This is a genomic window from Parasphingorhabdus cellanae (genome assembly GCF_017498565.1).
Taxonomy (GTDB): Bacteria; Pseudomonadota; Alphaproteobacteria; order Sphingomonadales; family Sphingomonadaceae; genus Parasphingorhabdus; species Parasphingorhabdus cellanae.
This window is the reverse complement of record NZ_CP071794.1, coordinates 1127735-1143046: the sequence shown is the minus strand read 5'-3', so window position 1 is coordinate 1143046 and position 15312 is coordinate 1127735. Positions and strand designations below refer to the sequence as shown.

Sequence of the window (15312 nt, the reverse complement as noted above, 5' to 3'; positions counted from 1 at the left end):
GGGGGATGATGAGTAAAGACAAATCCTATTATTTCTGTGGCATCGGCGGATCAGGCATGTTGCCGCTGGCAATGATTGTCCGGGAAAGCGGCGCAGACGTATCAGGTTCTGACCGGGCATTGGATCAGGGGCGGCTCGCAGCCAAGTTTGAATGGTTGAAAGCCAAAGGCGTCGGCCTGTTTGCGCAAGATGGCAGCGGGCTGACTTCGCGTGATCAGATATTAATCGCATCGGCAGCTATCGAAGATACGGTACCGGATGTTGCCAAGGCCAACAGCCTCGGCTGTGCCCGCATGACCCGCGCGGAATTGCTCGCGGAACAGTTTAATGGCTCGCCGCGCAGTATCGCTATCGGTGGAACCAGCGGTAAATCAACCGTAACTGGCATGATCGGCTGGATACTGACCGAGGCTGGCTTAGATCCGACCATCATGAACGGCGCGGTGATGAAAAATTTTGTCGCGGATGATGCGCCTTTCGCCAGTTCGCGGGTCGGTGATGGTAATATCATGGTCAGTGAGGTGGATGAGAGCGATGGTTCTATCGCTTTGTTTGACCCTGAAATAGCCGTGCTCAACAATGTCAGTCTGGATCACAAAAGCCTTGAGGAATTGCGCCAGCTATTTGGGGATTTCGCCAGCAAGGCGAAGCGCTGTGTCTGGAACAGGGATGATGCCGAGACCATTGCCTTGATCGAAGGCCTTGATCTGAATGATACGATCAGCTTTGGCTTTTCCGAAGGGGCAGACTTTCGAGCCACAGAAATAGAAGAAGCACCGATCAGTAGCCGCTTTACCTTGTCTGCTGAGGGGAATGATTTTCCAGTCACCATGCAAGTGCCAGGTCGTCACAATATTGCCAACGCGCTAGCCGCCATTGCGGCAGCATCAGCAGCAGGTGTGCCAGTTACAACCAGTGTCGCGGCTATCGCCACTTTTGGCGGCCTGGCCCGGCGGTTTGATGTTGTCGGAACGGAGAATGACATTAGCGTCATCGATGATTTCGGACACAACCCGGATAAGATCGCTGCAACCCTGAAAACGATGAAAGCGTTTCCAGGTCGTATCATCGCTTTTTTTCAGCCCCACGGTTTTGGACCGATCCATAAAATGGGCGCGGAACTGGCGGAGGTTTTTGCCGCACTATTGGACGAGAATGACCGCGTGATCCTGTGTGATCCGGTTTATTTCGGCGGTACTGTTGATCGCAGTATTGGCAGCCAGTCTATCACCGATGCCGTGAAGGCAGCCGGGGGAAATGCTCAACATATAGCGGATCGTGAGGATTGCGGCCGGCATATTGTCGATATAGCGCAGTCGGGCGATCGCATTGTGATAATGGGTGCGCGCGATGATACGCTGAGTTTATTTGCGTCAGATATATTAGCGAGACTGTCCACCAAGCGATAAGATGAACGCTAAACGCAAATCAGGCCCTGAAATAGGGCCTGATCTTGAGTGGTTCTCGCGGGTGTTAAAGCGAAATCAGCTTTCACTTCTGTCAGGGGCTTGTTGGATTATCGTCGTCGTCATCATCATTTATTACCGTCAGCGTAATAAAACCTACAGCAATGGCGCCTGCCAGAACGCCTATAATAGTGTCGCTACCACCGCCCAGATTATTTGTTTGTTCCTGAGTAGCAGAAACGCGTTCTGCGCTTGCACTTGTTACGGGAGCGACCGCTTGTGACTGTGCCATAGCCGGTGCTACTGAAAGGGATAGAGCTGATAAAGCAGCCAAAGTCTTGAAACGCATGCATTTTCTCCAATATTTTTATCATGGGTACTTATAGTACGAAAAAATCATATTATAGTTCCCTAATATTTATTTTTACGGCGATAATTGCCGAATATACACGTGACGACATTCCTATTCTATCACAAAATCCGAACAATGTCATGGAAGTCCGACAGCTCAGCCGGCACGCTTTGTCGTTTAAAGCCCTGCTTTTACGACCCAGTCATGAAAAATCCGAACAGCACGGTTTTTCTTGTCGCGTTTACGGCAGACGAACCAATAGGAATAAGGGCTGTCAATATCATAATCGAACAGTCTGGCGAGGCGCGGATCATTTGCGTCTGAGAAATGGCCGCCATGCATGATAGCTACGCCCAGTCCTTGCGCGGCTGCTTCGAGCATCAATGGACCGCTATTCATTTGGTCTACGCTGGCTGGATCCAAGTCCGGCAGGCCCACTGCTTCTTTCCAGCGATCAAAGGCCTTGGCCATATCACTATGGATCAGGATATTGTGACCTTGCAAATCATCCGGTGTCTTGATCGCATTGGGTCCATTGACAAGGTCTGTTGCGGCAATGGCATAAACCTTGTTGCTATCAAGCTTTACCGAATAGAGATTGGGGTCAACATGATCGGCAATGATGATCGCGGCATCAATGACATCACCCAACATATTTTCAGCATGGGTAGACGTATCTACATCAATATGCAGTTTGGGATAAAGTTTTCTCAGTTCCGGCAAGCGTGGTACGAGACGCGTTGCTCCAAATAGTGGCAGAACACCAAGGCGCAGTCGCAAATCGCTACCGCTTACGGTCATTTGGTCAACCGCTTCACCGATAGTTTCCATGGCTGGACCCACTGCGTCCAAAAGCGTCTGACCGTCATCGTTCAATATCATCGATTGATTGCGCCGCTCGAACAGCGGTTTGCCGATATGATCTTCAAGCGATTTGATTCGGCGGCTAAGAGCCGGGGCAGATAGCGCCAATTCGGCGGCGGCAGCTTTAGAAGAGCCGAGTCGGGCGACACGGATGAAGGCTTCCAAGGCGCGTAGGGGAGGGAGACGTCGCATGGTGGGCGCAATATCGGAGGTAATTGAGAATTGTGCAACGCAAAACTGCACTAAATCTGAATAGATCGGCTAAATAACCGCGTTAGTTGAACAAATGGATTGCGCATAATGCAACCGGGAATGTTCTTTTCGCACTTGCAACATAATCGATTCTCGCCCAAATAGAACTCGCCTTTCAGGCATCCTCTCCTAAAAACTTTTATAGGCCAGTCCTTCGGGATTGGCCTTTTTTTTGCCCGAAATCCGGCTCTCCTTATCTTCCTTGGAAAATTCGGGGTCGCATAATGGCGGACGCCTCCCTATCTTGTTGGAAACAATAAAGCGGCAGGAGTTTATCCCCCCAATGTCTGATCCCAAATCCGATGATAAAAAACCCAAATCCAATTCCAAAATGATAAAATTGCAAGTCGCGAATGCCCGGCCAGAAGATAGTGGCCGTGGACTTGCTCGCTTGTCACGGGACAATCTCGGCAAATTGGGTTTGATGGAGGGCGATGTTGTAGAGATATGTGGGAAGCAGGCAACACCTGCGCGTGCCGTATTGCCTTATCCAGAAGACGAAGGGCTTGATTTTGTCCGACTTGACGGTTTGCAGCGCGCCAATGCCGGTGTCGGTTCCGGCGATTTTGTCGAAATTCGCAAGGTTGAATCCAAAGCGGCGAAGAAAGTCGTCTTTGCACCAGCTCAGAAAGACTTGCGCTTGCATGGCAGCGGCGCGGGTCTGAAACGCAGCTTCATGGGGCGTCCCTTAAATGCGGGCGATTTTGTTGCGACCCACGGGCAACAGCAGGTGGACCGCAATGACATGCCGCCACAGCTGCAGCAGATGCTAGCAGCACCGGCTTTTTCATTAACCCAAATCCGTTTGATGGTGGTCTCGACGGCGCCGAAAGGCTTTGTCCATATCGACGAGAATACTGAAGTTGAACTTCGCCCCGAATATGAAGAGTCAACTGAGCATCGCCGGGCAGATGTGACTTATGATGACATTGGTGGTCTGCATGAAACCATTGATCAGTTGCGTGAAATGGTTGAGCTGCCTTTGCGTTACCCACAATTATTTACCCGCTTGGGCGTTGATCCGCCGCGCGGGGTGTTACTCCATGGTCCTCCAGGTACCGGCAAGACGCGGTTGGCGCGGGCGGTGGCCAATGAAAGTGATGCGGAATTCTTTCTGATCAATGGGCCCGAAATTATGGGATCCGCTTACGGAGAGTCCGAGAAAAAGCTGCGGGAAGTGTTTGAAGCGGCAACCAAGGCCGCACCGTCCATCCTTTTTATCGATGAGATCGATTCCATCGCACCCAAGCGTGGTGAGGTTCAGGGGGAGACTGAGAAGCGGCTCGTAGCGCAATTGCTGACCTTGATGGACGGGCTGGAATCGCGCCTCAATCTGGTCGTGATCGCGGCCACCAACCGCCCCGAGGCGATTGATGAGGCGCTGCGCCGTCCGGGCCGCTTTGACCGCGAAATCATTGTCGGTGTGCCCGACTTGCGTGGCCGCAAGGAAATATTGGGAATCCATACCCGCGGCATGCCTTTGGAACCAGCGGTCGATTTAACCGAGTTGGCGCGAACAACCTATGGCTTTGTCGGCGCTGATCTGGCGGCCTTGACGCGCGAGGCCGCGATTGAAGCGGTTCGCCGGATCATGCCAAAGCTTGATCTGGAATCGGAAACCGTACCGCCCGAAGTACTGGAAGAATTGGTGGTGCGCCGCGATGATTTTGTCGAGGCGCTCAAACGCGTGCAACCGTCCGCGATGCGTGAGGTGATGGTGCAGGCGCCCGATGTGCGCTGGGAAGATATTGGCGGGCTGGATGACGCGCAAATGCGTTTGAAAGAGGGCATTGAGCTACCAATGAAAAGCCCTGAGGCGTTCGCCAAATTGGGTATCCGTCCAGCGAAGGGCTTTCTGCTCTATGGACCGCCAGGTACGGGCAAGACTTTGCTCGCCAAAGCCGTTGCGCGGGAAGCGGAAGCCAATTTCATTGCTACCAAATCCAGCGATTTACTGTCCAAATGGTATGGCGAGAGCGAGCAACAAATTGCACGGCTCTTTGCGCGGGCGCGGCAGGTCGCGCCTACGGTCTTGTTCATCGACGAGATTGACAGTCTGGTCCCGGCGCGTGGTCGCGGTGTGGGCGAACCGCAAGTGACTGAGCGCGTGGTGAATACGATCCTTGCCGAGATGGATGGGCTGGAAGAAATGCAGTCGGTCATATTGATCGGGGCCACCAACCGCCCCGGTCTGGTCGATCCGGCCTTGTTGCGACCTGGCCGTTTTGATGAGCTTGTCTATGTGCCGGTTCCGGAAAAAGACGGTCGCCGCCGCATACTCGCTATTCACACGTCCAAAATGCCGATCGCCAAGGATGTCGACCTTGACGATATCGCGGAACGGGCGGAACGCTATTCCGGCGCTGATCTGGAAGATCTGGTGCGCCGCGCCGGGCTCTATGCCTTGCGCGAACATGGCGGACTGGTCGAGACGGTGTCGATGAAGCATTTCGAGAAAGCGTTGAAAGAAAGCCGTGCCTCGGTGACGCCAGAGATGGAGGAAGAATATTCCAAAATGGAGGCTAAGCTGAAACAAAATGCAATGCGGGCCGAACCAATTGGTTTCGTTTCTCCCGGAATGTTGACGCCGGTGAACGACAGCAAGCATGAATTCTAACGGTCTAAACTGGCTGCCTCATCTAACTTCAAGGTTTTGAGGCCCCAGCCGAAGATGAACAGACACATAGTCACGGCGATCCAGAACGGTAGCGCGCTGACATAGGTGTAGAGCAATACGCCCAATGCCGGTGAGGCGATGAACGCCATGCCGTTGACCGACGCGACTATACCCGCGACCCCGTTTTGTTCGGACCGGTCCACGGCTAGCGAGGCTCCTGCGGTAAAGCCGGGGCGGAACAAACCAAAGCCGAGGGAACTGACCGCAAAGCCAATGATGATGCCATAAAGATCACCCGATACGCCGATGATGAGACAGCCGATAGCGGCAAGCAACATGCCCCATAATACGGAAGACCGCGGCCCCATTTGTAGCAAAGGTATTAAGCCCCATTGCGCGAGCAAGGTCGCCGCAGCACCAGACATCAGAACAATTCCCGTCATCTCGATGGCCGTCTCTGGATCATTTCTCAAACCCAGCCGGTCGAGCACCAGAAAGCCGATCACGCCCAATATCACGGCATGGGCGTTACCGCCCATGATCCCGGTAATCAGCCATGGTTTTATCCGTTTGTCGCCCCAACGCAGCCGCGGCGGCAGGCTGTCTTCGGATGGCTTTCCAACTGGCCGGTCTTCATGGCCGTCATCTTTCAGGCTGCCGGCGGACGGCGCGGCACTATAGGGTTCTGAAGTCACAACACCGCGCGCTTCAAATCCCGGATCGTCATTAGGCAGTTTGAGCGCTAGCGCGATCATCACCGCGATCCCGATAATCGCAAACGCGAACATCGGGCTGGACAGCCCAAGCACTGGCAAGATCAACAATGGTGCAATTGCCGGACCGACAATTGTTCCCAGCCCAAAGGATGACGAGATAAGTGACAGTGCTTTGGTCCGATCCGCACGCGGCGTACGAGCAGCAACATAGGCCTGAACCGCTGGCGGTGCAGCAGAGCCCAAACCGCCATAAAGGCTTCTGAATATGGCAAATAATATGAAGGTCCACAGCGCGCTATACCAGCCGAGCAGCCCCAGAAAGAGCGCCAGACCGGCTAAGGCCATGGATGCCGTAAAGCCAATCATCCCTAGTCGCATCAACGCTTTGCGTCCGCGATGGTCTGACATACGGGCCCATTTGGGCGCGGTGTAAACCCATAGCAATGCTGACCAGCTAAACGCTGCGCTGACCCAGAAATCAGGTATTTTAAGCTGCGTGCCAATGGTCGGTAAAATAGATTGCATCGCCGTGTTGCCAGAGGCTGTTACAAGCATGACCGCAAACAATACGGTCATGCGGGTGCTGTCGATAGGCTTTTGCTTCTTGGCGGCAATATGCGGTGCGGGAGAATCAGCCATGCGAAACCCTATGGCACGCTATTTTTTCCAATCCCAGATTTTTCACTATCCTTGGTTTTTTGCCAAGAATAACTACGTTCTATTTTTGCCACGTGGAGTGTGTAGCTTTCATACCATTTGCCGCGGCCTTGCTCGCGGATGGCAGAGTGAACCGGATGATCCCGCCAGGCCTTTGCGGCTTCGTCATCTTTCCAATAGCTGACCGTAATCCCCAGCCCGTCTTCTGAGCGGCTGCTATCCTGTCCAAGATATCCAGATTGCTGCGCGGCCAGATTGCTCATGATTTCTGCTGCGGCCGTATAAGCTTCATCATCGGTCCGCGTGCGCTGAGCGCAAAAGATAACGGCAATATTGCCTGAGGGATGCAAGTCCATATCGCTCTTTTAAACCTCTCATCGCCCCGGACAAGCGCGAAGATGTTTGAATATGACACTGCTATGGCTTAATAAGACAGTAGAATAAGACTAGGAGATTTTGATTGACCAACAGCATTGCAAAAGCGCCATTATGGGGCCGAATCAAGCTACGCGCGGCTCGGGCATTTGGTGCGTGGGGTGTGTTCTTCAAAGGCTTTTTGAAGCATCCAGTGATGGTCGGCTCGATTATTCCTTCGTCGGCCACAACTGTCAAAAAGATGCTGGAGCCGGTAAAATGGGATGAATGCAATCTGTTCGTTGAATATGGTCCGGGCATCGGCACATTTTGTCGGCCGGTGCTTGAACGCATGAAGCCTGATGCGACCTTGATCGTCATCGATCTCAACCCCGACTTTATCGACTATCTCAGCAAAAGCATCCGTGACAGCCGCTTTTATCCCATTCATGGCTCGGCCGCCGATGTGCAGCAGATTATCAGCGATCTGGGCCATGAAAAAGCTGATTATATCCTGTCTGGTCTGCCATTTTCCACCTTACCCAATCAGCTAGGACCAAAAATAGCAAAGGAAACCCACGAAGCGCTGCGTCCCGGCGGTGCTTTTCTGGTTTATCAATTTGTCAAACGCGCGCGCGATTTCATGACGCCGCATTTTGATCGCATCGATAATGGCTATTCTGTTTGGAACATATTGCCTTGTCACCTGTTCTGGGGCTGGAAAAAGAAATAAGCTTGGTTTCCTATCGCGTTGTTGTTGGTCGACACTAGTCGGTCGTTTGTCGAAGATCAGACAGGGCTTGCGCGACAAGTCCGCATGCTCATAGTAGTTTCCATATATACAATATATTGAAGAGGATTTCCGGATGTCACGTTTTTCCCGTACGATCGCCATTGCGCTTACCTCCACCGCCCTCAGCTTTGCGGCCCCGGCTCTTGCCGATGACCATAAAATGGCCAAACCCGCACCAGTCAGCGAACTGGTCGATGCCGTCGATATTCCCTATGAGCGCTTCACTCTTGATAATGGTTTGAAAGTGTTGGTGCATACGGACCGCAAGGCGCCGATTGTTGCCGTGTCGATCTGGTATGGTGTTGGATCTGCGAACGAACCCAAAGGTAAGACCGGCTATGCCCATTTGTTCGAACATATCATGTTCAACGGGTCGGAAAACGCACCGGGCGATTATTTTGAGCCGCTGCGTCAGATCGGTGCGACCGATTTAAACGGTACCACTTGGCTCGACCGGACCAATTATTTCCAGACCGTGCCGAAATCCGCCTTGGAAGTCGCGCTGTTCCTGGAAAGTGATCGCATGGGCTATTTGCTCGGCGCGGTCACACAGGAAAAGCTGGATAATCAGATTGGCGTTGTGTCCAATGAAAAGCGTCAGGGTGATAACCAGCCTTATGGTCTGGTGAGTTATCGCCAGACGGAATTGCTGTTTCCGGGAGAAGGCCATCCTTATGGCCATAGCACCATCGGGTCGCTCGAAGATTTGGAAGCCGCTTCGCTGGATGATATGAAGCAGTGGTTTATTGATCATTATGGCCCGAACAATGCCATTTTGGTGTTGGCCGGTGATATTGATGCCGCGGCCGCCAAGCCGCTCGTTGAGAAATGGTTTGGCGCCATTCCCAAAGGCAAACCCATCCCAGAGCTAAATCCGGAGTTGCCGACTTTGGATGCGCCGGTATTCGACGTGATGAAAGATAAGGTCGCGACGACCCGTATCTATCGCAACTGGGTGGTGCCGGGGCTCAACGATCCGGATTACACACCGCTGGACGTAGGCATGGCGGTGCTCGGCGGTCTGGCAAGTTCGCGGCTCGATAATATCATGGTGCGTGAAGAGAAAAATGCGGTCGCGGTTTCCGCCTTTGTGCTGCCTTTCGTTCATGGCAGCCTGGTGCAAATTCAGGCGGATGTGAAGCCGGGTGAAGATGCGGATGTGGTGGCCAAACGGCTAGACGATATTATCGCTGACTATATTCAAAACGGCCCTACCGAAGACGAGGTACAGCGGGTGGCTACCCGTGATGCTGCGTCCCGGATCGCTGGACTTGAACAGGTCGGCGGGTTTAGCGGGAAAGCCACTGCGCTGGCCAAGGGTGAGCTTTATTCTGATGATCCTGAATATTATAAAAAGGAACTGGCACGGCTGGCTTCTGCAACGCCGGAATCAGTGACAGCGGCGATGAAGAAATGGCTGACGCGGCCGGTTGTCGGTATTCGCGTTGTGCCCGGTGAGCGCGAAGCCTATGAGGAAGTGAAATCCGGCAAAGGCGCGCGCACTGGCTCGCTTACCAGCCCGGCTTTTTATATGCAAGATGGCGACGAAGCAACGCAGGCGCAGCCGGTTGATCGGTCCTCTCTTCCTCCCGTCGGCGAAGTCCCCAATGTTGATTTTCCGGACGTTGAGACATCAACTTTGTCCAACGGGATTAAAGTCTATTTCGCGCGCCGGGATGCTGTACCAATGACACGTGTCACTTTGTCATTCGATGCAGGCGCTGCGGCCGACCCGGCTGACAAAATTGGCCTCCATAATTTTGTCACATCGATGATGGAGGAAGGAACAACCAGCCTGACCTCGGTACAAATAGCCGAGCAGCAAGAGCGTCTCGGTGCGAATGTCAGCGTTGGTGGCGGACGGGACCGTACAAGTGTCGACTTGAGCGCGGTCAATCCCAATCTTGATGCATCGCTCGACCTCATGGCAGACATCGTCAAAAATCCGGCTTTCAAGACAGATGACATTGAACGTATTCGGGTCCAACAGCTCACTGCGATCGACCGCGAAGAGAGCAACCCGCGCAGCGTGGCGACCAATGCGCTGCCGCCGCTCCTGTTCGGAGATGCCCATCCTTATGGCCGCGGCCTTTCGGGCAATGGTACCAAGCAATCCGTTGGCGCTATTACCCGCAATGATCTGGTCAACTTCCATCAAAGCTGGATGCGTCCGGAGAATGCGACCATTTTTGCCGTCGGCCAGATTGATCAGCAGGCGCTGCTGGAAAAGCTGGAAATGCGATTTGGTAAATGGGGCGGGAAGGGTACGGCAGCACCAGCCAAAAATTTCGATGCCGCTATTCCGGAAGCGCAGGGTAAAATCGTTGTTATTCACCGTGCCAACTCACCGCAGTCCATGATCCTGGCGGGACAGGTGCTTCCGTTCAAAGGAACGGACGATCTGTTGACGCTTAACGCTGCCAACGAGGTTTTGGGCGGCAATTTCCTGTCACGGATCAATATGGACCTGCGCGAAACCAAAGGCTGGAGCTACGGTACCCGCAACAGCATTTTGCGCGGTGAGCATGATGTCCCCTATATCATGCGCGCGCCCGTCCAAACCAACCAGACCGGCCCTGCGGTTGCTGCGATTATGAGCCAGGTAAAAGGCTTTCTCGGCGACAATGGCGTGACTCAGGCCGAACTGGAACGCACGGTCAACGGCAATGTCCGCCAATTGCCAGGGCAGTTTGAGCAATCGAGCCGGGTATTGGGTCAAATGCAGGGAGATGTCATGTTCAAGCGACCCTCCAACTATGCTGAGATGGTGGCCGATCGCTATAAGGCGCTGACTGCGGATGATCTCAACAAGGCGATGGCCGGCGCGATTGATCCCGATAAGTTTACATGGGTTATTGTTGGCGATGCCGACAAGATCAAGACGCAGCTGGAGGCGCTTGATATGCCAATCGAATATCGCGGCTATGAAGCTGGTAACACCGATGTTAGTAAAGCAGGCAGTTCAGATGATTCGGCAGTCGGCCAAGATTGATCGCTGTTTCAGAGCTTTGATTTAAAAGGAGAAGAATATGTCTATCGATGGTTCATATGATTGCGTAACCAAATCCCCCATGGGCGACCAGCAGTCGGTCGTGACTATTGTCACTGATGGCGACACATTCACTGGCACAAATGAAGGTGCCATGGGTTCCATGGAATTGGAAAATGGCAAGATTGACGGCAATGAGCTGACCTGGGTTATGAACATGACCGTACCCATGCCGATGAAACTGGAAGGCAAGGCAACCGTAGTTGACGGCGTTCTGACCGGTTCGGTTAATGCTGGTGCTTTTGGTGAAATGGCGATGAGCGGCACCAAGAAATAAGGCTGATAGCCAGACACAAAAAAGGCCGCTACCCATTTCGGGTTAGCGGCCTTTTCTATGCGATTTGGTTCTATGCGATCTGGCGTTTATTGAACGACGATGCTCACAGCACGGCGGTTTTGCGCCCAAGCCGCTTCATTGGAGCCCAGAGCATCGGGGCGTTCCTTGCCATAGCTTACCGTGGTCATCCGGGTCGGGCTAACACCTAGTGAAGCAAGGTAATTTTTGGCTGCATTGGCACGGCGCTCGCCAAGAGCAAGGTTATAATCGCGCGTGCCGCGTTCATCGGCATGGCCTTCAACCGTGATCCGTGCATTGGGATGCTGAGCCAGCCATTGGGCTTGGCTTTGAAGGACCACCTGGTCTTGCGCATCCACATTGTAACGATCAGTATCAAATAATATGCGGTCTGACATCGTGTTGGCCAGGAAATCGCCTTGTGAGCCGGGTGCATAACCCGGGCCAGTTGCTGGTGGCGGTGCGACCGGATCGCTCGTCCCAGCCGGTGCTGGCGGTAGTTCTTCTGGTGCTTTTTTTGCGCAGCCTGCGAGGATCAAGCTGGAGGTAATCAGGAGGGGGGTCGCATATTTTAACATATTTTTGCTCCTAGTCTAATTTGCCCTTGAAGGCAGTTATAACCTTTTTTCAGTTACTTGTCTCACATTACTTGGACTTTTTGTACGATTTTTATGGTAGCAAAGGTCCCCATGCAGGGTCAGATCCATTTACGGGTGTGGGCAATTGGCGCTCATTCCGGCCGGTTAAATCAACCTGCCAAATGCCGGTCTTGCCGCTGCCGCGTGTGGTCCGGAAAAACTGGATGATCCGGCCATTGGGTGCCCATGTCGGGGCCTCGTCCTGCCAGCTATTGGTCAGCAGACGTTGCCCGCCGCCGCTGGGTGTCATCACGCCAACCCGGAAATTACCGGCGATTTTGGTGAACGCGATGAGATCACCACGCGGGCTCCATTCCGGCGTTGCAAAGCGTCCGCCGCCAAAACTGATGCGCCGTTCATTGCCGCCGTCGGCGCTCATCACATAGAGCTGCTGGCTGCCGGAACGATCACTTTCAAATACGATCCGGCTGCCATCGGGCGAAAAGCTGCCGCCAATGTCGATACCGGGAGAGAATGTCAGCCGCTTGGGTTCACCGCCCTGTGCTGAAACTTTGTAGATATCAGTGTTGCCAGCAATCGCCATGGAATAGAGAATCGTCTTGCCATCAGGGGACCAGCGCGGTGCAAAAGTAGGATTCGTGCTCTGGGTAATCAGCGTTTGACGACCGGTCCCGATTTCATAGACATAGATGCGCGGATTTCCGTCGAGAAAACTGAGATAGACGATCCGTTTATAATCGGGCGAAAAGCGCGGGGTGAGGGCGGTGGCCTGGCCGTTGGTGATGAACCGGTGATTGGCGCCATCGCTATCCATGATCGCCAGCCTTTTGCGGCGGTTATCCTTCGGGCCGGTCTCGGCAATATAGGCAATCCGGCTGTCAAAAAACGGGGATTCCCCGGTCAGGCGCGAATAGATGCTGTCGGCACATTTATGCGCCGCGCGGCGCCAGTCGCCGGGATCAACCACGAAACCTTGCCGCGTCAGCTCGGTTTCCAGTGCCACATCATAGAGATAACATCCGACCGTAAGCTTGCCATCGCCATTGGAGCGGACGAAGCCCTGGATCAGGGCGGACGCGCTGGTACCGGTCCAGTACGGAAATTGCGGCGCGGTGACCTCACTAAAACTGATGCCGCGAACTTGATTGCGGCTGAGCGGCTTGAACAGGCCGCTGGAGCGTAAATTGCTGACGATCACATCGCTGATTTTATTGCCAAGTTCAGCAGTCGTGCCGGCAGGCGTTTCCGTGCTTTGCGGGGTCGGTAGGCCGGGAACGGCGATGGTCAATTCATCCGCGCCAACATTGTCCACATCGACCGTTAACTGGGCGTGGGCCGGCATTGTCAGGCCGGCCAATACAGCAAAGGTAACAAGCCATGATTTCATACGCTTAGGGGCTGCTATAGCCATAATATTCTCCTATGTGCCGAGCCTATATGCCCTGATAGAGGACGGGTTCGATGACCTGCCACTCACTATAATATTTCTCGGGAAATGTGGTGTAAGGCGCGGCCAGCCTGACGGCGGCAATGGCGCGTTCCTTGTGAATGTCGGCTTGGGACCGGTTGCTGGCAGTGATACCGGTGGTGGTTGCGCTGGGCGTACCAACAATATTGCCGTTGCGGTCCAGTCGGGCGGTAACCTTTGTGCGCAGCTTTTCCGCATCAGCGCCAGTGGGCGGTTTCCATTGGCGTTTAAGCTGCCGATATAATTCCTGCTGCAAAGATGCAACCGCGCTGGCCGATGCCTTTTCGCCAGTGACATTCTGGTTCCGGCTGACCGACGATTGGTCGGTCACACCTTTCAGGAAATCCTTACCAAGACGCGATCCTTTGGGTTTTGGCTTGGGCTTATCTTTGGGCTTGGGTTTGGGCTTCGTAGCGGGCTTTTGGCGTTGCGGGGTAGGCTTTACATCGGGTGCTGATGTCAGTTCCATCGGCTCTGGTTTGCTTAAATCCGTAGGATCTGGATCGCCCAGTTCTGGAGCAACGCTGGTGGCGGGCGGGACCAAGGCGGGATTGGGCGAGGCGCTCTCCAGACCTACCTCGTCGGCAATCATAACCTCTATGGATTTGGGCTTATACGCCTCATCCGGCTGAGACAGCAGGCTGAGCGAAAGTACGCCGAACAGGACAATATGTCCGCCAGCCGCGACGCCTAAGCCAATTTTTTCAGCTCTCTCCATAACAGCCTGTGATTTCTAATTTCACTCAGATGAACCTGTTGTGACTAATGATACCCGGTTCAGGCCGGCCCGGTTGAGCTCTCCCATAACCCCCATGATAAGCCCGTAGTCCAGCGTTTTATCGCCGCGCAGCATGATCTGGCGGGGGTCGTCTACGGTCTGACTGGCGGCGATTTCGTTTAATCGCGTGGCCAAGGCATTTCGGCTCATTTCTTCGTCATCGAGGTAAATGCGGCCCTCCTGATCTATAGAAATCTGCACCGGCTCCTGATCCTGATCCAGCGCATTGGCGCGGCTTTCCGGCAGGTCAACGGGTACGCCAGTGACCAATAGAGGCGCGGTAATCATGAAGATGATGAGCAGCACCAGCATGACATCGACAAAGGGAGTGACGTTAATCTCTGACATCGGCGCACGGCCGCGATTGCGGCGGCCGTTACCGGGAGCAAGGTTCATGGCCATCGCTTATTTCCCCAATTCCAGCTCGCGGCTCAATGTCGCATGGAAACCGTCGGCAAAGCGGCCCATGCGGGCTTCGAGCTTGTTTAGGCGATGAGAGAAGCGGTTATAGGCGATAACGGCGGGAATGGCCGCGAACAGGCCAATGGCTGTGGCAAAAAGCGCTTCGGCAATACCAGGGGCAACCACGGCCAGGGAACTATTCTGTTCTGCAGCAATGGCGGAAAAACTGCGCATAATGCCCCAGACCGTACCGAACAGACCGACAAAGGGCGCCACGCTGCCAACGGTGGCGAGAAAATTCAGCCGATCGGCCAGCTTGTCCACTTCATGGGCAATCGTGGCATTCATCGCGGTCGCAAGGCGTTGCCGCGTGCCATCCCGGTCAATCGGCCCGCGTGCGGTGGACCGCCGCCATTCGCGCATACCAGAGGCGAGCACCTTGGCCATGGGCAGACCGGATTTGCCGTGATTGTCATAAAATTTGTCCACGTCATCAGTTTTAGAGAATGACTGTTCAAATCTTTCTGATTTTTTTCCGATACGGCCTATATTCATCGCAAAACTGACAATGATGGTCCATGTCCAGACACTGGCGAGCAGCAAGCCGATCATCACCGACTTGACGATGATATCCGCTTGCAGAAACAAGGCAAAAGGCGAAAATTCACCAGATACGGCTTGGATGGAAAGACTGTCTAGCAAAGATATAT

Annotated in this window: 14 protein-coding genes; 5 read left to right on the top strand and 9 right to left on the bottom strand. The window is 53.9% G+C overall.

Features of this window, described 5'->3' with window-relative positions:
• Positions 1-8 precede the first annotated feature (8 nt).
• Positions 9-1409 carry a glutamate ligase domain-containing protein gene (locus J4G78_RS05655; protein ID WP_207989230.1) on the top strand — a complete coding sequence of 467 codons (1401 nt, stop codon included), beginning with the start codon at positions 9-11 and terminating at the stop codon, positions 1407-1409.
• A 91-nt stretch (positions 1410-1500) separates the two neighbouring features.
• On the opposite strand, the gene J4G78_RS05650 is transcribed toward J4G78_RS05655, so the two are convergent.
• Positions 1501-1755, bottom strand: coding sequence for a hypothetical protein (locus J4G78_RS05650; RefSeq protein ID WP_207989229.1), 255 nt, complete (start codon positions 1753-1755; stop codon positions 1501-1503).
• Positions 1756-1935: 180 nt separating this feature from the next.
• A complete protein-coding gene (locus tag J4G78_RS05645; RefSeq protein WP_207989226.1) occupies positions 1936-2814 on the bottom strand; it encodes a LysR substrate-binding domain-containing protein in 879 nt (292 codons plus the stop codon).
• A 343-nt stretch (positions 2815-3157) separates the two neighbouring features.
• Here J4G78_RS05645 and J4G78_RS05640 point away from each other — a divergent pair, with 343 nt between their 5' ends.
• Positions 3158-5491, top strand: coding sequence for a CDC48 family AAA ATPase (locus J4G78_RS05640; RefSeq protein WP_445669908.1), 2334 nt, complete (start codon positions 3158-3160; stop codon positions 5489-5491).
• Here the strand turns inward: J4G78_RS05640 and J4G78_RS05635 are convergent.
• On the bottom strand, positions 5488-6846 hold the full coding sequence (locus tag J4G78_RS05635; RefSeq protein ID WP_243457240.1) for an MFS transporter: 1359 nt from the start codon (positions 6844-6846) through the stop codon (positions 5488-5490). The two genes, J4G78_RS05640 and J4G78_RS05635, sit on opposite strands and share 4 nt — an antisense overlap.
• Before the next feature lie 8 nt (positions 6847-6854).
• Positions 6855-7220 carry an antibiotic biosynthesis monooxygenase family protein gene (locus J4G78_RS05630; protein ID WP_207989225.1) on the bottom strand — a complete coding sequence of 122 codons (366 nt, stop codon included), beginning with the start codon at positions 7218-7220 and terminating at the stop codon, positions 6855-6857.
• A 104-nt stretch (positions 7221-7324) separates the two neighbouring features.
• Here J4G78_RS05630 and J4G78_RS05625 point away from each other — a divergent pair, with 104 nt between their 5' ends.
• From J4G78_RS05625 to J4G78_RS05615, 3 genes are all read left to right on the top strand, one after another.
• Positions 7325-7951 (top strand): class I SAM-dependent methyltransferase, encoded by a 627-nt coding sequence (locus J4G78_RS05625; protein ID WP_207989224.1) that lies wholly within the window; start codon positions 7325-7327, stop codon positions 7949-7951.
• Between the two features lie 133 nt (positions 7952-8084).
• Positions 8085-11003, top strand: a complete 2919-nt coding sequence (locus tag J4G78_RS05620) for a M16 family metallopeptidase (protein WP_207989223.1) — start codon at positions 8085-8087, stop codon at positions 11001-11003.
• 37 nt (positions 11004-11040) lie between these two features.
• The gene (locus J4G78_RS05615) at positions 11041-11337 is read left to right on the top strand and encodes a hypothetical protein (protein WP_207989222.1); all 297 of its coding nucleotides are present in this window, start codon (positions 11041-11043) and stop codon (positions 11335-11337) included.
• 86 nt (positions 11338-11423) lie between these two features.
• Here the strand turns inward: J4G78_RS05615 and pal are convergent, their stop codons facing one another.
• The 5 genes from pal to tolQ all read right to left on the bottom strand — a co-directional run bounded on the left by pal (position 11424) and on the right by tolQ (position 15304).
• A complete protein-coding gene (gene pal, locus J4G78_RS05610; protein ID WP_207989221.1) occupies positions 11424-11933 on the bottom strand; it encodes a peptidoglycan-associated lipoprotein Pal in 510 nt (169 codons plus the stop codon).
• A 91-nt stretch (positions 11934-12024) separates the two neighbouring features.
• On the bottom strand, positions 12025-13365 hold the full coding sequence (gene tolB / locus J4G78_RS05605; protein ID WP_375140354.1) for a Tol-Pal system beta propeller repeat protein TolB: 1341 nt from the start codon (positions 13363-13365) through the stop codon (positions 12025-12027).
• Between the two features lie 22 nt (positions 13366-13387).
• The gene (tolA, locus tag J4G78_RS05600; protein ID WP_207989219.1) at positions 13388-14140 is read right to left on the bottom strand and encodes a cell envelope integrity protein TolA; all 753 of its coding nucleotides are present in this window, start codon (positions 14138-14140) and stop codon (positions 13388-13390) included.
• Positions 14141-14161: 21 nt separating this feature from the next.
• On the bottom strand, positions 14162-14602 hold the full coding sequence (gene tolR / locus J4G78_RS05595; RefSeq protein ID WP_207989216.1) for a protein TolR: 441 nt from the start codon (positions 14600-14602) through the stop codon (positions 14162-14164).
• 3 nt (positions 14603-14605) lie between these two features.
• On the bottom strand, positions 14606-15304 hold the full coding sequence (gene tolQ / locus J4G78_RS05590; RefSeq protein ID WP_207989214.1) for a protein TolQ: 699 nt from the start codon (positions 15302-15304) through the stop codon (positions 14606-14608).
• Positions 15305-15312: the final 8 nt, after the last annotated feature.